The organism is Lysinibacillus sp. EB106-09-02-XG168, from assembly GCF_058791475.1.
In genome coordinates this window covers 3,524,027-3,546,533 of record NZ_JBYTDN010000003.1, presented here as the reverse complement: position 1 = coordinate 3,546,533, position 22,507 = coordinate 3,524,027, and the positions used below count along the sequence as shown (strand labels likewise).

Below are 22,507 nucleotides of genomic sequence, written 5' to 3'. Positions count from 1 at the left end.
GAGTGGTATTAGTTGGTAGTAGCTTGTTAGTATTAGTGACTTATGTTAAAAAAACAGAAAAAAAACGGCACAATAATGCCGGATTTTTTTCTGTTTATTTATGCACAAAGTCGCCACTTTTTCCGCCTGTTTTTTGAACAAGGTAAGTTTCTTTAATGACCATAGACTTGTCGACTGCTTTACACATATCATAAAAAGTCAGTGCAGCAATGGATACAGCAGTTAGTGCTTCCATTTCGACACCTGTTTTACCACTACATTTCACTGTAGCTTGAATGTGTAGTTCGTAACCAACTTCTGCTTTTGTATAGTCAAATTGAAGGTCGGTTCCTTGTAACATAATCGGATGGCACATTGGGATAATATCAGCCGTTTTTTTAGCACCTATAATCCCAGCAATTTGTGCCACTTGAGTTGGGTCGCCTTTTTTAATGCCTCCTTGTTGGATGGCTTCATAGACCTCATCAGATAACGTGATTGTACTGCGAGCGATCGCTGTACGGTTTGTGCTTGTTTTTTCTGAAATGTCGACCATTTTAGGACGACCTTCTTCGTTCCAGTGTGTAAAATTACTCATTATTAGATTTCCTTTCAAATGTTTGTAGCCAATCTTGTTGTGAATTGATATTGATAAATGTTGAGCTGTCGTCTTCAAAGGGAACATAACACACTTGAAGTTGCTCTAACAAGGCTTTCATACTTCGCTTGTTTTGTTGGACTAATTGATATGCTTTTGGTAAAGCACTGCGTCGATATAAAGCAGCAAGAGGTTGTAATCTTGAAGCTTGTTTAGGAACAATAGCCTCATAACGATCATCGATAAATGTTAGCATAGTTTGAACAAATTCTGCATTAATAAAAGGCATATCACTTGCTATTACGAAAAACCACTCTACTTCTGGGAAGTTTGTCATGATATGATGCAATGCAAATAGAGGTCCTTGATGAGGCTGTTTTTCGATGCTCCATTGGACATCTTCATCTACAAACTTCGATTGCAAGCTAGCATTCGTAGCAATAATTATAGGGTGTAGTTGATTTTTTTGTAAGGCTATGAGACTTTGCTTATATAAAGGCAGACCAGCAAATGATTCAAACATTTTCGGTTGACCATACCGAGAAGATTGACCACCAGCTAAGATAACACCTGCTATTTTCATATGCGATTCAACTCACCGACAAAATGTTGCACAGTAGGAAGAATCAGTTTTGTCATGGCAAGTGTCACGGCATTCGTGGAACCTGGTAGTACATAGATAGCCGTTTTATCGAGACTACCTGCTGTTGCACGACTAAACATGGCTTTTGGGCCGATTTCTTCATAGCTTAGTGTTCGAAATAACTCACCAAATCCCATCATTTCTTTTTCGAAAAGAGGGAGAATCGTGTCATAAGTTTGGTCTCTAGGTGTAAACCCTGTTCCACCTGTTACGATAATGGCATTAATGGTAGAATCAGCGCACCATTTTTGTACATGGTTTGAGATTTCAAGTGGTTCATCTTTTGATAGTTGATAGTCTACTAATTCAAATGAAGCTTCTTGAAGCAATGATTGAATACGCTGACCACCACGATCATCCGACTTCGTACGTGTGTCACTTACTGTTAAAATGGCAGCTCGTATAGGAAGTTGACTATGTGTAGGATGCAAGATAAAAGGCCTCCTTTTAAAGAGTTGATATTGTTTTTTCTGAAAAACATTGCTTTTATTATAAAGCTATAAATGAAAAGGTCAAACTAAAATTCATAGAAAGAAAGGCAAAAACGTTTATGCAAAATAGATATTCAAGACAACAATTATTCAGCCCAATCGGAGAACAAGGGCAGCTATTATTAAAACAAAAGCATGTCCTTATGATAGGAGTTGGTGCTTTAGGCAGTGCTAGTGCAGAGGCTCTAGTAAGGGCAGGTATCGGAAAACTGACGATTATTGATCGTGATTATGTAGAGTGGAGTAATCTACAAAGACAACAACTATATACTGAACAAGATGCGCAAGAAAAAGTCCCTAAAGTCATCGCTGCAAAAAAACGACTACAAAGCATTAACTCTGAGGTAGAAATCAACGAATATATAGTTGATGCGTGTACAGAGCAATTAATTTCACTGCTTGAAGATGTAGATATAATGGTAGATGCAACGGACAACTTTGATATTCGCTTTATGATGAACGATCTTGCACAAAAATATCAAATTCCTTGGGTTTATGGTTCTTGTATTGGCAGTTATGGCGCTACTTATACGATTGTGCCAGGTAAAACACCTTGTTTACATTGTTTGCTAGCAGCGATACCTAATACGGGGATGACATGCGATACAGTAGGAATAATCAGTCCGACTGTTCAAATCGTAGCAGCTTATCAAGTAGCTGAGGTATTAAAGTATTTAGTAGGCAATGAAAAAGCATTACGAAAAAGTTATTTAACTTTTGATGTTTGGCAAAATCAACACTATGAAATAAACGTTGAAAAAATTCGTAATTATGATTGTCCATCTTGTGGAAAAAATCCGACTTATCCGTATTTGTCATATGAAAATCAAACAAAATTAAATGTGTTATGTGGTCGGGATGCTATTCAAATACGTCCACCTAAACCGATTCATTATAATTTGGATCAGCTCGCTATCCAACTTCGCCCTTATGGTGATATTCAACAAAATCCCTATTTATTATCTTGCCAAGCAGAAGATTATCGACTAGTGATTTTTCAAGATGGACGAGTTGTTATTCACGGTGTAAAAGATATACAAAAGGCTAAAACCATTTATTATCGTTTATTCGGATAAAGGAGTGTTCTAAAATGTTAGAAAAAAGAAAACCAATTGCTGTTGCAGAAGCTGTTCAACGGGTCATGCAGTTTGCATTCCAAGAAAAAGTAGAAACCGTATCAGTACAGCAAGCACATGGACGTTTTTTAGCAGAAGATATTGCTGCGGACCAAGATGTGCCAGCATTTGATCGTTCACCTTATGATGGTTATGCTATTCGCTCGGTCGATAGTCAGGAAGCCTGTTCAGAAAATCCAGTAACCTTTAAAGTAGTAGGAGAAATTGGCGCGGGCTATGTATTTGAGGGGGAAGTAAGTGAACGAGAAGCGGTGCGCATTATGACAGGAGCTCCTATCCCGCACAGATGTGATGTAGTCGTTATGCTAGAATTAACGCACACTTTTGAAGAAGGCAATCAACGCTATATGTCAATTAAACGCTCTTATGAAGCAGGAACAAATATTTCCTATAAAGGTGAGGACGTTCAAAAAGGCGCGATTCTTATTGAAAAAGGGCAATACATCAATCCGGGCGTTGTCGCATTACTTGCTACTTTTGGCTATGATCAAGTACCTGTTTTTCGAAAACCGATCGTAGGCGTTATTGCAACAGGAAGTGAATTACTAGAACCAAGTGATGCTTTACAACCAGGGAAAATTCGTAATAGTAATGCCTATATGATGATGGCTCAAATTGAACGTGCTGGGGCAACCGTCAAATATTTTGGTAAATTTAGCGATGAGTTAAATTTATGTATACAAGCTGTAGAAAAAGCTCTTCAGGAAGTAGATATATTGATTACAACAGGAGGAGTATCAGTAGGCGATTACGATTACTTACCTGCCATTTATGAAGCCATTGACGCTCAAGTACTGTTTAATAAAGTGGCGATGCGACCAGGTAGTGTAACAACTGTTGCGGCTCGAAATGGCCAATTATTATTTGGACTTTCAGGTAATCCATCAGCTTGCTATGTTGGGTTTGAACTATTTACACGACCTATTATTCGAACAGCATTCGGTAATAAGCAACCACATTTACGTAGAGAACAGGCTGTTTTAGGTGTGGACTTTAAAAAACCGAATCCGTTTACTCGTTTTGTACGTGCTAATGCTTCGTACGAAGACGGTCAATTAGTTGCAGTTCCTTCTGGTTTTGATAAATCTAGTGCGGTTTCTTCTTTAGCGGAAGCTAATGCCTTTATTGTATTACCAGGTGGATCACGTGGATACGAAAAAGGAATGCAAGTTGTTGTCTTAATGTTAGAAGATTTGCAGGGAAGTGAGTGGCCATGGGACAACATCGAAAAATCCTACAAATCGTAGGCTATCAAAATAGTGGTAAGACGACGTTAATGGAACAGCTCATTACACAAGCCACAACAGAGGGTTTTCGTGTAGGAACAATCAAGCACCATGGACATGGTGGTATCCCTATGATCGAAAGTTCAAAAGATAGTGTTCGTCATGAGAAGGCTGGTGCAAGTGTCACAGCAGTTGAGGGAGAAGGTACTTTGCGCATGAGTATTCACCAAAGTAACTGGCAGCTTGCTGATATACTAGCTATTTATGAAACATTTAATATGGATATCATTTTCATTGAAGGCTATAAAAATGAAGACTATCCGAAGGTTGTTCTTTTGCGCCAGGTGGAAGATGAATCTTTGCTACAAAAAGTAAGCAATATCATCAGTGTTCTTTATTGGCCAACATATCCACTAAATAAACCGTTAGATTATCCGACTTTTTCAATTCATGAAAAAGCACAATATATAGATTTTTTAACTTCTTTCATCAGAAGTTTCCCACCTTTATAGTGATGAGATAAAGGTGGATTTAAGTTACTTTTCAGCGGGTATCCATATATACACCCGCTGAAATAGAGGAACTCAGTCTAAGAACGCCACGTCCTGTGGCAATTTATCTAGGCGAAACCCTTTACTGACGCTGCGTTAGCACTACGTTTTCGCGCAAAAAACATCTGTTGGTCCAAAGCTTCCGGCAGATGTCACAGAATCGGAAAGGAGTGCTTAGGGGATGTTAGCCTAAAATCATCGCATCCATGCAATAACGGCTAACTGACCTGCATCAGTAAAAACGCCACGTCCTGTGGCATTACCGAAATGACCGACATCGAGTCGGCCCTCGTGTTGTTGCTGTCGCTTCGCTTTCGCACAGACAACACCCTTTGCAGACGCTACGTTAACACTGCGCTTTCGCAAAAACATCTGCAGGCCTAAGCACAAAGCCGATTCCGGACGCAATTATGCCGAGGCATAATTGATTACAGGAAATGAGGAGAAAATCATGACTACACCGTTGTTTGACATCGTTGATAAATCGATTGATGTTGAAGAAGTTAGACAAAAAGTTACAGATCGAAATGCTGGTGCAATTACTGTTTTCATTGGAACAGTACGTGAGATGACGAAAGGAAAGAAAACACTACATTTGGAATATCAAGCTTATCCATCTATGGCTATTAAAATGTTTGAACAAATATCTAAAGAGATACAAGAGCAATGGCCAGAAGCGAAAATAGCCATTACACATCGTGTTGGCCATTTAGAAATTTCGGATATTGCCGTAGTAATTGCGGTTTCATCACCACATCGTAAAATAGCCTATGAAGCAAATGAATATGCTATTGATCGTATAAAACAAATTGTGCCTATTTGGAAAAAAGAGTATTGGGAAGATGGAACCGAATGGATTGGTGATCAATTAGAAAATGTCCCTTATCCAAAAGGAAATCCATCAATCAGTGAGGAGGAATCTTGTGATTAACATATTATTATTTGCTCACTTACAAGAAAGTATAGGCGAGTCAAAATTATGTGTAGACCTGTCAGATAGAACAATTGGACATATTAAAGAATGGATGGAAAGACAGTATCCTCAAGTTTCTTTACAACATGTTATGACAGCGGTAAATGAGGAATTCGCAACAGATGCAACGGTAATAAAAGACGGGGACACAATCGCCTTTATTCCACCGATTAGTGGAGGGTAAAAATAAAAGATGTAGTTGGTTCAGCTTAGTGAACCGACTACATCTTTTATTATATTGATCCAGAAAAAACTCGTCAGTAGGTGAAGATACTCTACTGGTTAAAGTTTTACTTTATGTCTTTATGAGATGAACGCTCAGAAGCATAAGGAAGGAAATACCTATCATACAAATCACCCATGACCAAGCGAGTGACATGTTACCTGAACCAATCGCCATGTAAATAGCAAGTGGCGTCGTTTGCGTTTTGCCTGGGAGGTTACCGGCAAACATTAAGGTTGCACCGAATTCACCTAAAGCTCGTGTGAAACTTAAAATTCCACCGGAGACAATTGATTTTAATGCAAGTGGGATAGAAATAAAGAAAAAGACTTGCCATTCTTTTGCACCATCAACACGTGCAGCGTTCTCGACGTCCTCATCAACAGATTCAAAGCCGGTTTTTGCTGATTGATACATTAAAGGAAATGCAACAACAGTAGAGGCCATGACTGCCGCCCACCATGTGAACATAACAGGTTGGTTAAAAAGCCATATAATCAAGTTACCTAGCACACTATTTTTACCAAAAATAATAATCAGAAGAAATCCTATTACAGTAGGGGGCAATACTAGTGGTAAAAGTAACACTGTTTCTAGAAATAACTTTCCTTTGAAATTACGTTTTGCCATCCATTTACCCAATAGAATACCAATTACTATTACAATTATTCCTGACACAAAAGCTATTTCGATAGAAAGTTTAAGAGGTGACAAGAAATCAGTACTCATCTCTATTAATGAGTACCTTGAAAGCCGTATTTTTTAAATACTTTCATTGCTTCATCACTTTGTAAATAGTGATAAAAATCTTCCGCTTCTTTAGCGTGCTTACTATCTTTGATAACACCTACAGGATAAATAATAGGTGTATGCGTATCATCTTTGGCTGTAGCAACGACATCGACTTTTTCTGATACAAGAGCATCTGTTTTATAAACTAGACCTGCATCGACATTTTCAGTTTCTGTATATGTAAGAACTTGTCGTACGTCTTTTGTATACACTACTTTTGATTCTACATGTTCCAAAAGATTAATGTTAGTCAATGTTTCTATACCGTACTTGCCAGCAGGAACCGTCTCAGGTGTACCAATGGCAATCTTGTCAGCTTTCGATAAGTCTTCAAATGATTGAATTTGTTTTTCATTCTTCTTGGGAACAATCAATACTAATTCGTTCGCTAAAAGATTCGCTCCTTGTTTTTTGTCGATTAAATCTTTTTGAACTAGTTCATCAAACTTATCTTCTGCCGCTGAAAAGAAAAGATCAACAGGAGCACCTTCTAAAATTTGTTGTTGTAAAGCGCCAGAGCCACCAAAGTTAAATGTGATTTTAATAGTATCGTGCTCATTTTCATAGGCTTTTTGAAGCTCTTCTAACGATTCTTGTAAACTAGCTGCAGCGGAAATCGTTAATGCAACAGGCTCTTTTGTTTTGTTGTTGCTCTCTTGACTACCACAACCAGCTAAAATGCCGATCAATAGTAACAATGAAACTATTAAACTAAAATACTTTTTCACTTTTGATTATACTCCTTTTATAACTCGTTATAACAAGACATAACTAATTATAATTAGTTATGTCTAAAAAAGAAATACCAAATCGCAAGAAACTTTCAAGATGTAAAAAAATATGGTTCGTTACCAAAAGTTGTGGATGAGTTTTGTTAAACGTATACTATGTAAATAAGTTAATTGGAGTGGAGGCTGGGCGACTCCTTGGGGATTAGCGGCTCATCGGACGCCCCCAGGAAGCTCTGCTCTGCGCGAAAGCGAAGCGTCAGCGGCAAAGCGCCCAGTCGGAACGGAAATCAACGACACGTTTTGGTGATGGTTCAAAAATATTATAATTAAGTTACTATAGAATCATAGAAGCAGAAGGGGAGATTTTTACATGTCACATGAACATTCCTATACGATTGAAGAGGTAGCTCAATTATTAAAGGTTTCAAAATTAACGATCTACGATTTAGTGAAAAAGGGGGATTTACCTGTTTTTCGTGTAGGTCGACAAATGCGCGTAGATAGAACCGATTTACAATTATATATACAAAAGAGCAAGTCAGGAGCAACTACTACCGCATCTACTACTTCGACTATTCCTTCTACAAACAAAAAAGTTATTATTAGCGGACAAGATTTAGCTTTAGACTTATTAGGAAAATATATAGAGAAAAAACAATCAAATAAAGTATTGCGCTCACATGAAGGTAGCTTTAATGGTGTTATGGCGCTGTATAATGGAGAAAGTGATATTGCTAGTTTACATTTGTACGATGGTGATACAGGGGAATATAATACACCTTATTTGAAAAAGATTTTTGTAAGTCACTCTTATATTCTTATCAATCTGATTTCACGCCGAGCAGGTTTCTATGTGAAAAAAGGAAATCCATTGCAAATTCAATCAATCGATGATTTTAAGACTAAATCACTAAAATTGATGAATCGTGAAAAAGGTTCAGGTGCTCGTACTTTCCTAGATGAGCAATTACGCATTCATCACATATCTCCATCCTCAATTGAAGGGTATAACGAAGAAGAAATGAGCCATATAGATGTAGCTTCTGCTGTCGCAAATGGGAATGCGGACATTGGAATAGGTATTGAAAAAATATCAAAGCTTATAGATGTTGACTTTATACCACTTGTTAGAGAACGTTATGATATTGTTCTATTAAAAACTCCCGAAAACCAATTGCTGTTAGAAACGGTAAAAGAGATTTTAAATTCACCAGATTTCCAATCAGAAGTAGTCGCCTTAGGAGATTATGATGTCAGTCAAATGGGACAAGTTATATATGAAACACTTTAATAATGAAAAGAACTTGCCGAAAAGGCAAGTTTTTTTCATTGATCGGAATAGTTATAATAATACTATTGTTTCTGCATCAAAAAATAGTAGGTGTTGAGGCTGAAGAGAAAGTGTTTCTCCGATTTTGAAGCTATGTTGGCCACTCCATTTAATCGTCCATGTTTGATCTGCCATTCGGTCAATGATATGCGTTACATGTCCTAGCTGTTCCATATTTACTATAGGAAGATGCAAAACGTCTCCTTTTGGAGATGCTCGGGCCGAACGCAGATTGATAATGGTGTATGTTGAGGTAAACGTGCATAAACATCGCTTGGAAGTTTCATTTTAAATTGATTTTCTATAATGAGCGTAGAATTTTCTAGAACTGCGCTTGCCATGTTTATAGCTGGAGAGCCTATAAAGCTTGCGACAAATAAATTTTTGGTTGATTATACAATTCTAGAGGTGTGCCAATTGGCTGAATACATCCATTATGTAAAAACCATTATTCGATCCCCGAAGGTCATCGTTTCTGTTTGATCGTAGGTTACATAAATAGTTGTTAATCCAAATTTGTTGTTTGATTTCTGTCCGCATTTGTGTTCGTAATTGTGCATCTAAATTGGATAAAGGCTCATCCATCAGGCACAGCGGAGATTGGCTTACGATAGCACGTGCAAGAGCAACACGTTTGACGTTAACCCGACATTTTATCTAAGCCAGCAATAAGGCGCAGAAGTGTACTTTTACCTGAACCAGGCGGACCTACTAATACAAAGAATTCACCTTTTTCAATCGTTATATTAATATCTTTTAATGCAGGTGGCTGGGTATATACTTTTTCGACATGTGTTAGCGTAATAAAACTATTTGTTAAGCCTCATTTCAAATGATAACTAAAACAAAAGTCATTGTAACATTCTTGTGGCACACATTATGATAGAGATATTAACGCGGACAAAATCTTAAAAAGAGCTGAGTAGTTCAAAGAGGACAGTATTCATTAATCTAGGTGATTCAACACTTGCGCTGAACATCTTCAAAGGTATTAAGTGGTAATTTCAATGCGTTAGTTGAACTGAATTTAGTAACGTAATAAGTTGTTTTGAGAATGGATATTAAAAAAATTAGCTTTTGCACTAGACAAATATGATTTTTTTTTATATAGTATAATTAATAAAATCGTTTTCAAGAGAACAAAAAATTCACATATTACAAAGAGTAATCGTGTTTTATTTGATGCTTTTTGTAATATGTGAATTTTCTTTTGGTAATAATGATTTTAATTAATACAATTAATGGAGGTCATTCAAATGACACAAGGTACAGTAAAATGGTTTAACTCAGAAAAAGGTTTCGGTTTCATCGAAGTAGAAGGTGGAAATGACGTATTCGCTCACTTCTCAGCTATCCAAGGTGACGGCTTCAAAACTCTTGAAGAAGGTCAAAAAGTTGAATTTTCAGTAGAAGAAGGTCAACGTGGACCTCAAGCTACAAACATCGTAAAACTTTAATTTTAATGATGTAACCATAAAAAAGGCATCCTTTCAGTAGGGTGCCTTTTTTTTATGCATAAAAGGAAGTGATGGAAAGTGGAAAAGTGGGGTAGTACTACCTATTTTTATTCCATCTCAAAATTCAACTCATCGAACATTAATTTAATTTCTTCCTCATTAACAGAAAAAAATGCGAAAAAATAGCGAATAAATTTAACTAAAAATAGAACTTAATTCCTGTTTGGTCGTATACAAGTAATAGGGTGTATAAAATTTAGCGGGAGAGTTTATATGCGTAGTAAAAATTTAATTATTATGATAGTGGCATTTATTGTAGAAGTTTTAATGACGTATTTTATTGCTTCATTTTTCTCTGTAAGGTTTATTGAGATAATGTTTTTCACTGGTATAGCTTTTGCTGGGTGCACTTTTTACTTTTCGAGTAGTGGTGGAGCTATGACTAGGTTATTTGCATCTCAAGTTAGTGGGCAAACAGGCATAATTCAGAAAAGGGAAAAGTTCACTTATCAAATAGGTCCGATATTTATTACGTCAGTTATATTCTTTTTGATTGGTTTAGTACTCTTTCTCTTATTAGTTTGGGGAATAATTCCCCCTGTGGAAGCTTGAAATACTTATAAAAATGCTGTAGACAAAGTAATGTGTGGCTTTGTCTACAGCATTTTTAATGATTAATCGCTTAGCATTGCTTTTAATGTTCGTTTTTGCCAGCCTAGCTTGAAGTATGCGTATTGTAATACAAAATGCACACAGAAGGCAGCAGGGTAAGCTAACCAAACACCATTTAGCTCGAATGTAGTGTAGTGCGATAAAATAAACGCTAATGGCACCTCGACTACCCAAATCGTGATAACTAGGAAAATTGTAGGCCATAAGACAACACCTGTAGCTCGCATTGTAGCCGAAACTGTTTGTGTATGGCCAAAAATTAAATAGCTCCAAAATGCAATATATAGATAATTCTTTGCGATAAGTACCGTATCATGTTGATCAATAAAGAAAGATAAAATAGGCTCCGCAAATAAATACATAATTAAAATAATTGTGCCGCCTAAAATATAGTTAATAAGCACACCTATTTGACGAATTTTTTTAATCATCTCTGTAGAGTTTGCCCCTAAAGCTTGCGCCACAAATACAGATGTCGCAATCGCGATACTCATCGCTGGCACTTGTGCATAGCTAGCAACTTGATTGACAACACCATATGCGGCAGTAGCATCAGAGCCGTAAACATTAACGAAGCCTATGACAGCAATTTCTGCTACAGAGATCGCAACCATACTAATGCTTGCTGGTATGGCTAACTTTAATAATGAAGCTAATATATCCTTCTTTAATTTAAAATGCTGTAATATCGATTTGTCTAAGCGCAAAATATGCTTTGTTCTATGCAAGTAGGCAAATAATAATAACATCGTTACTAGATTGGATAAAACAGAGGCATAAGCAGCGCCGTTTAAGCCAAATTCAGGCAGACCAAGCCAGCCAAAAACTAATGGTGGTAGGAATGCAATATTTAAAATAACGCTTATAACTAAAAATAGAAAAGGTGTTTTAGAGTCACCTACACCACGCATAAAGGTAGTGTACACCATATACCAAAACATAATCGGTAGGGTGAAAAATAAAATTTGAGCATAGCTAATACTCATATCCAAAATGTTTGCAGGTGTTTGCATAAAACGTAAAATCCATTCAATGAAAAAGCCGCCAAAAATTGCGACGACTATTGATATAATCGTCGTGAAGGCTAGTGTTACCCCAACAACTTCCTTCATCTTCTCATGATTGCCTGCCCCATATGTTTGCCCGACTAAAATCGAGCTACCAGAGCCAACCCCAATAGCAAATGCCATTAAAAAGAAGAAGAATGGGAAAAATGCTGAAATCGCCGCTAGCGCATCAACTCCTAAATTACGCCCAACTATAAACATGCCAAAGACTTGCCCTAAAGATTGCAGCACATTCGCTAGCATTACAGGTATTAGAAAATTAAAAAAAGCTTTCTGTAGCTTTTTATCATCATGTAAAATTTGTTGGTCCATTTTTATGCCCTCTTGGGTTTTAATAACCCATTTCCTTTTAAATATGTGATAGCGTCCGCAGGCGTTGGTCAATTTGCCCACCATCCGCACTTAAAACTTGATTAGAGATCTTAATATCCGTTCGTTTTCTGTACATGACTTCCGCAGTCATTGCATCCCCTATAAGCCGATAACAGGGTTTTGTTCATCATATAAATGTTCGTAGCGCTAAGCCTTCCTTATGCTTGCCTTAAATGTATAGTTATTTCATCAAATTCAACCCCTTTGAAATATTTAAATTTAATTTAGTAAATGTACCACCAGAAAAAAATGAAGTCAATAATAGTGTGGGGATTTTTTCATTCTTTGACATAATGAGGCGTCTAAGGTCTTTAAAGGACTCGTTGCGGTTATAGTGTAGAACGAATTTAGAGATTTGATTAATGTGGTAAATTATTTATATAATGGTAAAAGCGAGTGATAATTGATACTCAAAAAAAGGGGTATCTCTAAAAAATAATGAAGGAGCTCAATAGAATGATGATCCCATCTACAAATAATAATTACATAAATACAATAAAAAAAGATGAACTAAATGGACTATCTCCAAATTTATTTTTAGATAAAAATAAACAGAGTAAAGCGAAATATGAAATTAAAAAAGAAGATGGTTATATTCGTCATTATGTCACAAATTTAAATGGTGAAAGAGTAATGATTAAAGAAGTCAAATTACCAAAGGGACAAGACACCGATCAAAGCGCAGGCGAGATGCACGATGTTTTAATAGAAAACTTATTAAAACAATTTACAAAAATAGTAGATCATCAAAAATCTACGGAATTATTTAAAACAGGATTAGCTGGTCAAAAAGCCAAAGAAAAGTTAATCGTATCTTATCAAAATTCAATCTAGGTATGCTTGAAGAAAAATAATATTTAAAGGGTAATTTAGGTGATCGTTTATGCAATTTAAAAAGCGTCTAGGTTTATATTTCTCAGCTTTGTTAATCGTATTACTTGTTGGAATTGTTTTGAAAGATGTATTCCTAAAAGAAGCAACAGTTAACCCATTAGTAGAAAATGAAGATGGAACAAAACAGCTTGCGTTTGATGCAAAGTTAACACGATTAGACGAATCAACAACAACGTTTAATGAATACAATGGAAAGGTCTTAATCGTTAACTTTTGGGCATCTTGGTGTGGACCTTGTCAAGAGGAGGCTTTTGAATTTAGGGATTTTTATAACAATAAATCTGAAAATGTTGAGCTGTTGGCGATTAATGCAACTTCTCATGATAGTAGTGAAAATGCTATGGAATTTCAAGAGTCCTACAATTTGAATTTCCCTATATTTCTTGATTTAGATGGTACATTTCAAAAATCATTTGAAATAGTGGCTTATCCAACAACTTTTATTTTTGATTCTAAAGGTATATTAAAGCACAAGATAAAGGGAGCGATTAATCAAAAACAATTAAATGACTATATTGATAAACTTTAATAATTTGTAAATTAATCACTTCCTTTACGATGGGAGCATTTATATGTTGGCGTCATTTTTAAGAAAATTAATAACGCAAGAAAGAGGAGGATTATTATGTATCAGACATTAAATGTTTTTTTTAAGTCTTGGGAGTTTGAAGCCGATTGTACACAGAAGTTATTGAATAATCTAACTGATGAATCACTTAAGCAGGAAATAACGTCTGAAAATTGGACTTTAGGACGTATTGCTTGGCATACGGTCACTGCAATCCGCATTATTACTTCGAATACAAGTTTAATGTTTGATGCTCCAACTAAAGATTATCCTGTTCCTACTTCAGCGCAATTTATTGCAGATTGCTATTCTCAAGCTAATAATGCGTTTGTGCAAGCGGTAAAAACAAATTGGACTGATCAAACCCTTCACGAGCATATCCAGTTTTTCGGTCAAGAAATGCAAATTGGTACACTTTTAATGTTCTTGATTCAGCATCAGAATCACCATCGAGGACAAATGACGGTTCTTATGCGACAGGCGGGGTTAACTGTCCCCGGCATTTATGGTCCGGCTAAAGAGGAATGGGCAAATTTCGGTATGGATGATCCGGAAATGTAAAATTAATTAAGGTGAGGATATTGTGAGAATAGCAGTTATATCAGATATTCATGGAAATAAAGATGCATTAAAAGCAGTGTTAGAGGATATAAAATATAGAAGTATCGATAAGGTATATAATTTAGGTGACACTCTCCACGGACCGTTATTCCCATTAGAAACATATGAAATGATAAAGAGTACAGATATTAAAAGTGTAAGTGGAAATTGTGATCGGATATTATTACAATCTTCATCGGAAAATCCAACCGTTCAATATGTAATAGACGTGCTCTCAGAGGAACATAAAAGCTGGTTAATGAACCTGCCATTTTCAATTCAGACAGATGATTTTTACTTTTGTCATGCTTCACCTGAAAATGATGAGTTATATATGTTGAATGAAATTACGCCAAATGGTGTTACTTTAAAAAAACAGGGGAAATAATCGAATTAGTAAAAGATATCCCTCAAAATATTATTTTTTGTGGTCACTCCCATTTTCCAATGATTGTTTATTTACCTAATAACAAAATCATTATTAATCCAGGCAGTGTCGGTTTGCCTGCTTATGAAGAAGTTGAACCGTTCTATTATAAGATTGAATCAGGTACACCGTTTGCGAATTATACAGTTGTAGATAAAAGGAATGGTGAATGGATTATTGAGCAATGCAGCATTCCTTATGATACTACGGAGGTTATTAAACAAAGTGAAGGTCAAAATAGATCTGATTGGGCTAGAGCATTAAAATATGGGAGAGTTTAAGGTGATATCCTTTAAGTTTAAAAAAGTAAAAGGACTTGTTGATAAATCATAAAAACAAGTCCTTTTTTATCATGTTAAATACTGTCGTGAGCTTTGTCTTTCATTGTTATTACCTTTAGTAGATTCTTCTTCTGGATAAATAAAATAACTAAGGCTTGTATTGTCATTGCTAAGACAAGGAGAATGAAGTGTGAATTGTGGTACAAAATTATTGAAAGAAAATAAAATATTGGTGCAGACGAAAGGTACGAAATATATTGGTTTTTAGTTACTAAATAAATAATAGTTGAAATACAAGTCGTCACCAAAAGAAGTTCGAGTAAAATTCCGATTGAAGCACTATCAATATAATACTGTAAATCGTTTACATAGGACATATTAAAAAGATCCCCCTAAATCGATAAAAATATTCAACTTAATTGTAACATATTAACAAATCTGGTGTATGGGTAATAATAGGGGATATTAGGGTGATGGAAGAGCTATTGAGCTATTTGAAGCAGTGTATTTTAGGTAATATGAAATCATTGGTAATTATTATAATTGCCTTCGAAGCGATAGCTATAATTACGCCAAGGCGAAATTGATACCAGTTGATTGGAGTGGAGACTGGGCGACTCCTAGGGGATCAGCGTCACAGATGAGACCCTGGAGCGAGCAACGTGAGTGAGGCGGCTCATCGGACGCCCCCAGTCGGAACGGAAATCAACCACACACTATGGTAAGGAGCTTCCTTTGTACACTAGGGAAGTATCTTAGGATTTAACTTCTTTAAGCCGATTCCGGACGCAATTATGCCAAGGCCTAATTGATTTATAATTCTTCCTGGAAATAAATCTTATAAAACTTTCGATTTGTCGATTCATCGTAGCCTACTTCAATTAGTTCATCTACTTGCTCAATATCCTGTACGTTTACCTGGATTTCAATATTGGAATCGAGTTTGATTTTCCGTTTATATTTTTTCTCAGCCTTTTCAAGTGCGCTCTCAGAAATAATGGTTTCATAAGGTTTTACCGAATTGATGATAATGTCTTTTTGTGTTGGCTCCGCATGTTCAAACACCGTTTCAATATAGTTATTTACTTGAAATTCATCTTCATTTCTAAAATAATCAAGCGTTTTATTTAATAGACCTAGCTTTTCAGTATTTGTAAAGCCTTCTTCTTTTAAAATATATTTTTTGCATTCTGTTAAGGCTAAGTTCGTTTTATAATAATGTTCATCGGCAGCTTTGATCTTTAAAAAACGTTCTTGCCAATAGATAATATCTTCTTTCCTTTTTGTTTTCATAAAGACAGCAGGTGCCTGTTCCGGCCCCATATCTACGATGATGGCCATATTGTTAACTTTCTTTACATTGATGCCATCAATACCGTTGATAACCATTTTGTTTTGGTCGTTTTTTACATCTAAAAACATTTCTTTTTCATCAATTTTAACGATGGCGATTATTTTTTTAGCTTCTGTAGATAGAAAACAATTGTCAAATAATCCAATAAACAATTCGCCACTTTTAATGTTAGGGTGCTGAGATACACTATGTAAGTGTTTAGCAATGTTGATCGATTGTTCAAGGAAACTATTCTCCTGATCAAAAATTGCTCTCACATATGTGTAAACCTCATTTAACCCAATATCTGTTTCATGAAAAAATTCGAATTGCTGCTCCAAATCGATTTTGCTAAATGCTAACTGTGTAAAAGCTGCTTCTAGCATGACCTCTGGTTGTGTTAATGATTCTTCACCTAAGACGAGTGTATCGTCAATAAAATGTATAATATATTGTGCTAACTTACTTTCACTTATTTCTAGCATGTTTTCACCCTTCTAAAATAGCATTGTAGATAATATACCATATCATATATAGGACAATATTTTAATGTATTTTATTAGTAGTTAAAAATTAATAATGATCACCATGAAACTGAAATCTTTTGCATAACTATTGCAAAAGATTTTTTGTTTTTTAAGCAAAAAGGATTTCTACCATAATTACAACCTCATTCATATCTTGCGAAGAATATGAATGATATTAGTTTAAAATGCTGTTGCTTAGATAATGATGGAACTATATAAATTGTGAAGCTGTAATTCGCTTTATTATCAGCTTAAGAGGGTGATGAATATGTGGGAAAAGATCTTAGCTTACATTCCAGAATGGAAAGTATTTATGCAAGGTTTTATTGTTTTTTTCATTCCTTATATTATTTTCAAATTGTTTAATGGGATAGTATCTAAACAAGAGATGAATGACGATGATATGGTGAAAATAAAAGGTCAGACGAAACCAAATGATGAGTTCGAAGACCAAACAGAAGAATCTTCCCAAGAGTCATTTGATTATTATACGGGTAATTACAACTTAGATGTTGGACTTGTTAAGAAAGAGATTGGTCATAACTGGGATGTGCATTTTAGGGAGTTTCACATAGGGAACACAGACATTCGTGCAGCGATTATTTTTCTTGATGGGCTGTCAGATAAAGAACTGATTGATAAACATATTTTGTCATCTCTTATGGGGGATTTTTCACAAAAAGATGAGCTGGAGTCTTTATATGAAAAAGGAGTCTTTTTACAGTCATTTATTAAAAATGAAGTTCTTTCCGTTAGTGACATCACAGAAGAGTTTGATGTAAAGCAATCTGTAGGCAAAATATTAGCAGGGACGACCGCCTTGATAATTGATGGAATGCCAAATGTATTAATGCTAGGGATAGCCAAAGGAAAATCGCGCAATATTGAAGAACCGGTATCAGAAGCATTGGTTCGAGGTCCGAGGTTAGGCTTTACTGAAATGTTAAGTGATAATACGGCTCTATTGAGACAGCATGGTGAAAATAGTGATTTATCAATTATCAATTTTCAAGTAGGTAAACGTACAAAAAAAGAATTGGTTATCGCCTATGTTAAGGAGATTGCAGACCCGAACTTGGTCGAAGAGGTTAAGAAAAGAATTGAAACAATAAATATTGATGATGTTGCGGAATCGGGCTATGTAGAGCAACTAATCGAAGATAATTATCTCAGCCCTTTTACACAAGTTCAGAATACGGAACGCCCAGATCGTGTTTTTGCTGCCTTGATGGAAGGAAGAGTGGCAATTTTATTAGATGGTACACCTTTTGCGTTAATCGTGCCAGTGACATTTAGTATGTTATTGCAATCACCAGAAGACTATTATGAACGATGGTTGCCAAGTACACTCATTCGACTATTACGTTATTTAGCTGCAGCTATTACGCTTTTTGCACCATCCATCTATATATCGTTTGTCTCGTTTCATCAGGGCTTAATTCCAACTAAGCTAGCATTGTCAATGATGGGAACGAGGGAAGGTGTTCCGTTCCCTGCAATAATTGAGGCACTAATTATGGAAGTAGCTATTGAAATTTTACGAGAAGCAGGGCTTCGTTTGCCTAAGCCTATTGGTCCTACAATGGGAATAGTCGGAGGCCTTGTTATTGGGGAAGCTGCTGTACAAGCAGGGATTGTTAGCCCCATTATGGTAATTGTTGTTGCGTTAACAGCTATTTCTTCTTTTGCTATTCCGCAATATAATGCGGGAATTTCATTGCGCATGCTTCGTTTCGTAGCAATGTTTTTTGCTGCTTTATTTGGTTTATATGGGGTTATCCTGTTTTTCTTACTTCTTTGCAGCCATTTGGTGAAGTTGAAGAGTTTTGGCATCCCTTTTGTTAGTCCGACGGTTCCTTATAGAGCAAGTGATTGGAAAGACTTTATGGTTCGTATGCCACTTATGATGATGAAACGTCGTCCGAAGATGTTGCATACAAAAGATTCTAGCCGTCAAGATTAGTCACTAGGAAAGGAAATAAACTGGCATGATGATTAATTCACAAGACAAAATTACGGCTTCACAAGCAGTTGTTGTCCTCGCTAATTATATTTTGGCTACAGGAATACTTACCTTGCCAAGAACATCTGTTGAAAAGGTCAAATCACCGGATGTATGGATTAGTGTTTTTTTAGGAGGGATCATTGCGATAATCGCAGCCGTGATTATCGTGAAATTAAGCCAAAAATATTCTGATAAAACCTTCTATCAATATAGCCAAGATATTGTAGGGAAATGGGCAGGTTGGTTTTTAAGTTTACTTATTATAGTCTATTTTTTTACAATTTCAGCATTTGAAGTCAGGATAATGGCTGAAGTAACCTCACTCTTTCTGCTCGAAGGTACGCCAACTTGGGCTATCATTTTGCCCTTTATGTGGATAGGGCTTTATTTGATTAGTAGTGGAATCAATTCGATTGCTCGACTATTTGAAATCATCTTTCCTATTACGTTTGTCCTCTTTTTATTGGTAGCTTTTATGAGCCTGGGCATATTTGAAATAGATAATTTACGTCCTGTATTAGGATTGGGAGTCATGCCAGTATTAAAAGGAGTAAAAACAGCAACCCTTGCATTTTTAGGTCCTGAAATTATGCTGTTGCTTGTCGCATTAATGAAGCAGTCAGAGAAAACGAAAGCAGTAAAAGTCGTCCTTGTTGGCTTAACGATTCCCTTATTCTTTTATGTCATAACAGTTGTAATGGTAATAGGTGCTTTATCAATCGATGGAGTTGTCACGAGAACATGGCCTACATTAGAACTTATGCGAAGTTTTGAAATTCCGGGGTTAATCTTTGAACGATTTGAGTCTTTTTTACTCGTGATTTGGATCATGCAAATATTCGCCACCTTTACTATTACCTATTTTGCGGCTGCTTTAGGGTTAGCTCAACTCTTTAAAAAGAACATACAGCCCTTTATATTTGGTTTGTTACCGATTATTTACATTATTTCTATGACGCCTAAAAATATCAATGACCTCTTTAAGTTCGGTGATATGATTGGGAATGCTGCATTATTCTTATTTGGTGTTTTTCCTGTACTCTTACTTTTTATTTCGAGGTTGAAGGGTGGAAAGACATGAAACTAAACAATATGAAGGTACGATTTCGTTTAGGTTTGCTGTTATCTCTTATACTTCTAATTCTTACAGGTTGTTGGAGCAGTAAAGAAATTGAAGACTTAGGTCTTGTTGTAGGTACCTCGTTAGATTTAGAAACAGATAGTAGTTCTAGAGAGACATTGGAGGAACAAGAAGCTAGAAACTCTAATAAAGAGCTGATTACAATTACCAATCAATTCGTTACCTCAGAGACAACTGGTTCTGGTGCAAAAGAAGGTAAAAAACAACAAAAAGCTTATAAAAACGTTTCAGAAACCGGAGATGCTATTCTTCCAACTTTGCGTAATATGATGTTAAAAAACGACAAACGAGCCTTTGCAGAACATTCAAAGGTTATTGTCCTAGGAGAGGATTTTGCCAGTACATTCTATCTAACACAAACAATGGATTTTTTTCTTAGAGAACTGGAAATGAGACCAAGTGCGCTTCTTCTAATCGCTAAAAATCATGCAAGTAATATTCTTGAATCGAACGAACCAACTACAATTCCTGCGTTTCAACTTGTTGAGATGATGAAAGGACATAAAAGAACGACAAAGATACTACCCCCGATGACATTTGCAAAGTTACAGGGAAAATTAAATTCAGAAGCCAGTTTTTTGTTGCAAAGTGTAGTGCCAGAAAATGGAGAAGTAAAATTTGCAGGAGCAGCTGTAATAAAAGGTAAAACAAAAAAACTGAGAGGTTTTCTTACGGGAAAAGAATTAGAGGGTATAACGTGGATAACTGGAAAGGGCAAAGGTGGTTTAGTAACAAGTTTTTATGAAGGGACAGATCAGCCGATTATATACGAGATATTGTCAATGAAAAGTAAAATTATACCCCATGTCGATGGAGACAATATTTCATTTAATGTAAAAATTGAATCTGAAGGGCGAATTGCTGAGCATTGGGTTCTTTCTGAGAAAACATTTGATAATAAGTTTTTGAAAAAAGCAGAAAGAGCTACTGAAAAAGAGGTAGAGCGTCTTGTGAAAAATGTTTTAGAGAAGATACAAAAAGAATATCAAACGGACGTATCAGGGTTTGGAACAAGATTGAGAATAGAGTATCCAAAAGTGTGGAAAAAAAAGCTAAAAAAAGATTGGGATCAAACATTTAGCGAGGTACCGATTCAGTGTGAGGTAAAAATAACGATAAAAGACTATGGGACGTCAGGGGAATAAAACTGATTTCGTTTTATGGAATAATAAATGTACATGGTAGTGAAGTCTTTACAATGCTAGGAAATATTAAAGGGATTAAGTTCTCTGTACTACTACTTAATCCCTAAAATCTGTAGATAATTCCCTGGAATTGACATTAGTAATAGTTTGAGTATACTGGAATTAAACGGAAGTCGCACAGGTAAAAACAACAATGGATGAGGTCATTTTGTATGGAATACAGTATTAAACCAATAGCTGTAGTGAGCAATAGTCGAAAAATGATTGAAGATGACAATTGGGGTAACGTCATTTCTACTGTTGAATTGACAAAAGATATACATGCATCGTCTTTAAAAGGGATTGATGATTTTTCTCATTTAGAAATAATTTTTTATTTTGATAAAGTTGTAGATGAGAAAATTCAATATGAAGCGAGACATCCAAGAAATAATAAGGATTATCCGGAAGTCGGTATTTTCGCTCAGAGAGGCAAAAATAGACCTAACAAAATAGGTGTAACGGTTGTAGAATTACTAGAATTAAAAGATAGAACATTAATCGTTAACGGCCTCGATGCTATTGATGGAACACCATTTATTGATATTAAACCTGTCATGAAAGAGTTTTTACCAAAAGGTGAATTAAAGCAGCCAAGTTGGGCAACTGATTTAATGAAGAATTATTGGGACTAGTATATGCGCACAAAAGGAATGAAGATTTTTTAATTTTAATTCAATTGAAGGAGAAAACAATATGTTTTTAAATCTACATATTGAAACCGAGAGGCTGATCATTCGTCCATATGCTTTAACTGATTTGGATGAATTGTATGCAGTAGTTTCTGAGCCTGATTTTTATCAATTTATACCAGAGGATGTACCTAGTCGAGGTGATGTTCAGCGGATAATAGAGTGGTCCATTCAATGCAACTCAAAAAACACGCCTACTAAAATACATAAGCTTAATCTAGCTATTGTAGAGAAACAGAGTCAAAAAATAATTGGCTATTGCGGGCTTGGCCCCGATGATGTAAAGGAAACAGAAATCGAAATTTATTACGGAATTTCGGAAGTTTATAGAGGTCGAGGAATAACATCTGAAGCAACAAAAGCTTTGATGAATTATGCATTTTATAAGATAGGTTTACCTAAAATTATTGCTGTTGTGCATCCGGATAACGTGGCATCTTTACGAATTTTAGATAAACTAGGAATGAGCTATAAATATACGTATAACAACCTTAATTTGGAACTGAAGGATTTTGAAGGATTGCTTTATTATTCTATAGATGCTAAAGCATATTGATGAAATAAATGATATGGGAATATGTAAAGCTTAAATTCTTTCTCGGGGATCAGCGATA

29 protein-coding genes are annotated in these 22,507 nt (G+C 35.7%); 18 read left to right on the top strand and 11 right to left on the bottom strand.

Going from position 1 to position 22,507, the window contains the following annotated elements; translation table 11 throughout:
* Positions 1–94: 94 nt before the first annotated feature.
* Genes moaC through AC3WSO_RS18115 form a run of 3 tightly spaced genes read right to left on the bottom strand, consistent with a single transcriptional unit; the run spans position 95 to position 1,651 of the window.
* Complete coding sequence (gene moaC, locus AC3WSO_RS18125; protein ID WP_386827716.1) at positions 95–577, bottom strand: cyclic pyranopterin monophosphate synthase MoaC; 483 nt, start codon at positions 575–577, stop codon at positions 95–97.
* A complete protein-coding gene (locus tag AC3WSO_RS18120; RefSeq protein ID WP_492532752.1) occupies positions 570–1,160 on the bottom strand; it encodes a molybdenum cofactor guanylyltransferase in 591 nt (196 codons plus the stop codon). The genes moaC and AC3WSO_RS18120 overlap by 8 nt, the downstream gene beginning before the upstream one ends.
* Positions 1,157–1,651 carry a MogA/MoaB family molybdenum cofactor biosynthesis protein gene (locus tag AC3WSO_RS18115; RefSeq protein ID WP_492532750.1) on the bottom strand — a complete coding sequence of 165 codons (495 nt, stop codon included), beginning with the start codon at positions 1,649–1,651 and terminating at the stop codon, positions 1,157–1,159. Before AC3WSO_RS18115 ends, AC3WSO_RS18120 begins: the two co-directional genes overlap by 4 nt.
* 119 nt (positions 1,652–1,770) lie before the next feature.
* Here AC3WSO_RS18115 and AC3WSO_RS18110 point away from each other — a divergent pair, with 119 nt between their 5' ends.
* The 3 genes from AC3WSO_RS18110 to mobB are packed head-to-tail and all read left to right on the top strand — an operon-like array spanning position 1,771 to position 4,585.
* Positions 1,771–2,787 (top strand): thiazole biosynthesis adenylyltransferase ThiF, encoded by a 1,017-nt coding sequence (locus AC3WSO_RS18110; RefSeq protein WP_492532749.1) that lies wholly within the window; start codon positions 1,771–1,773, stop codon positions 2,785–2,787.
* Between the two features lie 14 nt (positions 2,788–2,801).
* The gene (locus AC3WSO_RS18105; protein WP_492532747.1) at positions 2,802–4,094 is read left to right on the top strand and encodes a molybdopterin molybdotransferase MoeA; all 1,293 of its coding nucleotides are present in this window, start codon (positions 2,802–2,804) and stop codon (positions 4,092–4,094) included.
* Positions 4,055–4,585 carry a molybdopterin-guanine dinucleotide biosynthesis protein B gene (mobB, locus tag AC3WSO_RS18100; RefSeq protein WP_492532746.1) on the top strand — a complete coding sequence of 177 codons (531 nt, stop codon included), beginning with the start codon at positions 4,055–4,057 and terminating at the stop codon, positions 4,583–4,585. The genes AC3WSO_RS18105 and mobB overlap by 40 nt, the downstream gene beginning before the upstream one ends.
* 234 nt (positions 4,586–4,819) lie before the next feature.
* Here mobB and AC3WSO_RS18095 read toward each other — a convergent pair whose 3' ends face one another.
* Positions 4,820–4,996, bottom strand: a complete 177-nt coding sequence (locus AC3WSO_RS18095; protein ID WP_492532744.1) for a hypothetical protein — start codon at positions 4,994–4,996, stop codon at positions 4,820–4,822.
* Positions 4,997–5,075: 79 nt separating this feature from the next.
* On the opposite strand from AC3WSO_RS18095, the gene AC3WSO_RS18090 reads away from it, so the two are divergent.
* Together AC3WSO_RS18090 and moaD are read left to right on the top strand one after the other, a co-directional pair.
* Positions 5,076–5,555, top strand: a complete 480-nt coding sequence (locus tag AC3WSO_RS18090; protein ID WP_492532742.1) for a molybdenum cofactor biosynthesis protein MoaE — start codon at positions 5,076–5,078, stop codon at positions 5,553–5,555.
* Complete coding sequence (gene moaD, locus AC3WSO_RS18085; protein ID WP_492532740.1) at positions 5,548–5,781, top strand: molybdopterin converting factor subunit 1; 234 nt, start codon at positions 5,548–5,550, stop codon at positions 5,779–5,781. Before AC3WSO_RS18090 ends, moaD begins: the two co-directional genes overlap by 8 nt.
* Positions 5,782–5,892: 111 nt before the next feature.
* Here moaD and modB read toward each other — a convergent pair whose 3' ends face one another.
* Positions 5,893–6,549 (bottom strand): molybdate ABC transporter permease subunit, encoded by a 657-nt coding sequence (modB, locus tag AC3WSO_RS18080; protein WP_492532738.1) that lies wholly within the window; start codon positions 6,547–6,549, stop codon positions 5,893–5,895.
* A 5-nt stretch (positions 6,550–6,554) separates the two neighbouring features.
* Positions 6,555–7,340, bottom strand: coding sequence for a molybdate ABC transporter substrate-binding protein (gene modA, locus AC3WSO_RS18075; RefSeq protein WP_492532736.1), 786 nt, complete (start codon positions 7,338–7,340; stop codon positions 6,555–6,557).
* Positions 7,341–7,713: 373 nt separating this feature from the next.
* On the opposite strand from modA, the gene AC3WSO_RS18070 reads away from it, so the two are divergent.
* Positions 7,714–8,634, top strand: a complete 921-nt coding sequence (locus AC3WSO_RS18070; protein ID WP_492532734.1) for a substrate-binding domain-containing protein — start codon at positions 7,714–7,716, stop codon at positions 8,632–8,634.
* A gap of 51 nt (positions 8,635–8,685) precedes the next feature.
* On the opposite strand, the gene AC3WSO_RS18065 is transcribed toward AC3WSO_RS18070, so the two are convergent.
* Together AC3WSO_RS18065 and AC3WSO_RS18060 are read right to left on the bottom strand one after the other, a co-directional pair.
* Positions 8,686–8,868: a hypothetical protein gene (locus AC3WSO_RS18065; RefSeq protein WP_492532732.1), complete on the bottom strand. Its 183-nt coding sequence runs from the start codon at positions 8,866–8,868 to the stop codon at positions 8,686–8,688.
* Between the two features lie 445 nt (positions 8,869–9,313).
* The gene (locus AC3WSO_RS18060) at positions 9,314–9,412 is read right to left on the bottom strand and encodes an ATP-binding cassette domain-containing protein (protein WP_492534412.1); all 99 of its coding nucleotides are present in this window, start codon (positions 9,410–9,412) and stop codon (positions 9,314–9,316) included.
* 517 nt (positions 9,413–9,929) lie between these two features.
* Here AC3WSO_RS18060 and AC3WSO_RS18055 point away from each other — a divergent pair.
* Complete coding sequence (locus tag AC3WSO_RS18055) at positions 9,930–10,130, top strand: cold-shock protein (RefSeq protein ID WP_053484870.1); 201 nt, start codon at positions 9,930–9,932, stop codon at positions 10,128–10,130.
* Between the two features lie 273 nt (positions 10,131–10,403).
* Complete coding sequence (locus tag AC3WSO_RS18050; RefSeq protein ID WP_492532730.1) at positions 10,404–10,742, top strand: hypothetical protein; 339 nt, start codon at positions 10,404–10,406, stop codon at positions 10,740–10,742.
* Positions 10,743–10,804: 62 nt separating this feature from the next.
* On the opposite strand, the gene AC3WSO_RS18045 is transcribed toward AC3WSO_RS18050, so the two are convergent.
* The gene (locus tag AC3WSO_RS18045; RefSeq protein WP_492532728.1) at positions 10,805–12,181 is read right to left on the bottom strand and encodes an MATE family efflux transporter; all 1,377 of its coding nucleotides are present in this window, start codon (positions 12,179–12,181) and stop codon (positions 10,805–10,807) included.
* Positions 12,182–12,697: 516 nt separating this feature from the next.
* Between AC3WSO_RS18045 and AC3WSO_RS18040 the strand changes: the two genes are divergently transcribed.
* The 5 genes from AC3WSO_RS18040 to AC3WSO_RS18020 all read left to right on the top strand — a co-directional run bounded on the left by AC3WSO_RS18040 (position 12,698) and on the right by AC3WSO_RS18020 (position 15,011).
* On the top strand, positions 12,698–13,075 hold the full coding sequence (locus tag AC3WSO_RS18040; RefSeq protein WP_492532726.1) for a hypothetical protein: 378 nt from the start codon (positions 12,698–12,700) through the stop codon (positions 13,073–13,075).
* A 49-nt stretch (positions 13,076–13,124) separates the two neighbouring features.
* The gene (locus tag AC3WSO_RS18035; RefSeq protein ID WP_492532724.1) at positions 13,125–13,664 is read left to right on the top strand and encodes a TlpA family protein disulfide reductase; all 540 of its coding nucleotides are present in this window, start codon (positions 13,125–13,127) and stop codon (positions 13,662–13,664) included.
* Positions 13,665–13,760: 96 nt separating this feature from the next.
* Positions 13,761–14,264 (top strand): DinB family protein, encoded by a 504-nt coding sequence (locus AC3WSO_RS18030; RefSeq protein ID WP_492532722.1) that lies wholly within the window; start codon positions 13,761–13,763, stop codon positions 14,262–14,264.
* A 22-nt stretch (positions 14,265–14,286) separates the two neighbouring features.
* Positions 14,287–14,691, top strand: a complete 405-nt coding sequence (locus tag AC3WSO_RS18025) for a metallophosphoesterase family protein (protein ID WP_492532720.1) — start codon at positions 14,287–14,289, stop codon at positions 14,689–14,691.
* A 113-nt stretch (positions 14,692–14,804) separates the two neighbouring features.
* On the top strand, positions 14,805–15,011 hold the full coding sequence (locus AC3WSO_RS18020; RefSeq protein ID WP_492532718.1) for a hypothetical protein: 207 nt from the start codon (positions 14,805–14,807) through the stop codon (positions 15,009–15,011).
* A gap of 74 nt (positions 15,012–15,085) precedes the next feature.
* Here AC3WSO_RS18020 and AC3WSO_RS18015 read toward each other — a convergent pair whose 3' ends face one another.
* Positions 15,086–15,388, bottom strand: a complete 303-nt coding sequence (locus tag AC3WSO_RS18015) for a hypothetical protein (RefSeq protein WP_349659306.1) — start codon at positions 15,386–15,388, stop codon at positions 15,086–15,088.
* Positions 15,389–15,824: 436 nt separating this feature from the next.
* Positions 15,825–16,829 carry a nucleoid-associated protein gene (locus AC3WSO_RS18010; protein ID WP_492532716.1) on the bottom strand — a complete coding sequence of 335 codons (1,005 nt, stop codon included), beginning with the start codon at positions 16,827–16,829 and terminating at the stop codon, positions 15,825–15,827.
* 445 nt (positions 16,830–17,274) lie between these two features.
* On the opposite strand from AC3WSO_RS18010, the gene AC3WSO_RS18005 reads away from it, so the two are divergent.
* The 5 genes from AC3WSO_RS18005 to AC3WSO_RS17985 all read left to right on the top strand — a co-directional run bounded on the left by AC3WSO_RS18005 (position 17,275) and on the right by AC3WSO_RS17985 (position 22,449).
* The gene (locus AC3WSO_RS18005) at positions 17,275–18,834 is read left to right on the top strand and encodes a spore germination protein (protein ID WP_492534411.1); all 1,560 of its coding nucleotides are present in this window, start codon (positions 17,275–17,277) and stop codon (positions 18,832–18,834) included.
* A 25-nt stretch (positions 18,835–18,859) separates the two neighbouring features.
* Complete coding sequence (locus AC3WSO_RS18000; RefSeq protein ID WP_492532714.1) at positions 18,860–19,957, top strand: spore germination protein; 1,098 nt, start codon at positions 18,860–18,862, stop codon at positions 19,955–19,957.
* The gene (locus AC3WSO_RS17995) at positions 19,954–21,162 is read left to right on the top strand and encodes a Ger(x)C family spore germination protein (protein ID WP_492532712.1); all 1,209 of its coding nucleotides are present in this window, start codon (positions 19,954–19,956) and stop codon (positions 21,160–21,162) included. The genes AC3WSO_RS18000 and AC3WSO_RS17995 overlap by 4 nt, the downstream gene beginning before the upstream one ends.
* Positions 21,163–21,374: 212 nt before the next feature.
* Complete coding sequence (locus AC3WSO_RS17990; RefSeq protein ID WP_492532711.1) at positions 21,375–21,836, top strand: SAM-dependent methyltransferase; 462 nt, start codon at positions 21,375–21,377, stop codon at positions 21,834–21,836.
* A 61-nt stretch (positions 21,837–21,897) separates the two neighbouring features.
* Positions 21,898–22,449, top strand: a complete 552-nt coding sequence (locus AC3WSO_RS17985) for a GNAT family N-acetyltransferase (protein WP_492532709.1) — start codon at positions 21,898–21,900, stop codon at positions 22,447–22,449.
* Positions 22,450–22,507: the final 58 nt, after the last annotated feature.

Bases quoted from the DNA above. Each gene is read 5' to 3' on its own strand.
- AC3WSO_RS18095 (WP_492532744.1), bottom strand. From the start codon at position 4,996: ATGTTTTTGCGAAAGCGCAGTGTTAACGTAGCGTCTGCAAAGGGTGTT.
- AC3WSO_RS18000 (WP_492532714.1), top strand. From the start codon at position 18,860: ATGATGATTAATTCACAAGACAAAATTACGGCTTCACAAGCAGTTGTT.
- AC3WSO_RS18030 (WP_492532722.1), top strand. From the start codon at position 13,761: ATGTATCAGACATTAAATGTTTTTTTTAAGTCTTGGGAGTTTGAAGCC.
- modB (WP_492532738.1), bottom strand. From the start codon at position 6,549: ATGAGTACTGATTTCTTGTCACCTCTTAAACTTTCTATCGAAATAGCT.
- AC3WSO_RS18090 (WP_492532742.1), top strand. From the start codon at position 5,076: ATGACTACACCGTTGTTTGACATCGTTGATAAATCGATTGATGTTGAA.
- AC3WSO_RS18105 (WP_492532747.1), top strand. From the start codon at position 2,802: ATGTTAGAAAAAAGAAAACCAATTGCTGTTGCAGAAGCTGTTCAACGG.
- AC3WSO_RS18005 (WP_492534411.1), top strand. From the start codon at position 17,275: ATGGTGAAAATAAAAGGTCAGACGAAACCAAATGATGAGTTCGAAGAC.
- AC3WSO_RS17985 (WP_492532709.1), top strand. From the start codon at position 21,898: ATGTTTTTAAATCTACATATTGAAACCGAGAGGCTGATCATTCGTCCA.
- AC3WSO_RS18110 (WP_492532749.1), top strand. From the start codon at position 1,771: ATGCAAAATAGATATTCAAGACAACAATTATTCAGCCCAATCGGAGAA.
- AC3WSO_RS18050 (WP_492532730.1), top strand. From the start codon at position 10,404: ATGCGTAGTAAAAATTTAATTATTATGATAGTGGCATTTATTGTAGAA.
- AC3WSO_RS18055 (WP_053484870.1), top strand. From the start codon at position 9,930: ATGACACAAGGTACAGTAAAATGGTTTAACTCAGAAAAAGGTTTCGGT.
- moaC (WP_386827716.1), bottom strand. From the start codon at position 577: ATGAGTAATTTTACACACTGGAACGAAGAAGGTCGTCCTAAAATGGTC.
- AC3WSO_RS18040 (WP_492532726.1), top strand. From the start codon at position 12,698: ATGATGATCCCATCTACAAATAATAATTACATAAATACAATAAAAAAA.
- AC3WSO_RS17995 (WP_492532712.1), top strand. From the start codon at position 19,954: ATGAAACTAAACAATATGAAGGTACGATTTCGTTTAGGTTTGCTGTTA.
- AC3WSO_RS18120 (WP_492532752.1), bottom strand. From the start codon at position 1,160: ATGAAAATAGCAGGTGTTATCTTAGCTGGTGGTCAATCTTCTCGGTAT.
- AC3WSO_RS18010 (WP_492532716.1), bottom strand. From the start codon at position 16,829: ATGCTAGAAATAAGTGAAAGTAAGTTAGCACAATATATTATACATTTT.
- AC3WSO_RS18045 (WP_492532728.1), bottom strand. From the start codon at position 12,181: ATGGACCAACAAATTTTACATGATGATAAAAAGCTACAGAAAGCTTTT.
- AC3WSO_RS17990 (WP_492532711.1), top strand. From the start codon at position 21,375: ATGGAATACAGTATTAAACCAATAGCTGTAGTGAGCAATAGTCGAAAA.
- AC3WSO_RS18070 (WP_492532734.1), top strand. From the start codon at position 7,714: ATGTCACATGAACATTCCTATACGATTGAAGAGGTAGCTCAATTATTA.
- AC3WSO_RS18035 (WP_492532724.1), top strand. From the start codon at position 13,125: ATGCAATTTAAAAAGCGTCTAGGTTTATATTTCTCAGCTTTGTTAATC.
- AC3WSO_RS18015 (WP_349659306.1), bottom strand. From the start codon at position 15,388: ATGTCCTATGTAAACGATTTACAGTATTATATTGATAGTGCTTCAATC.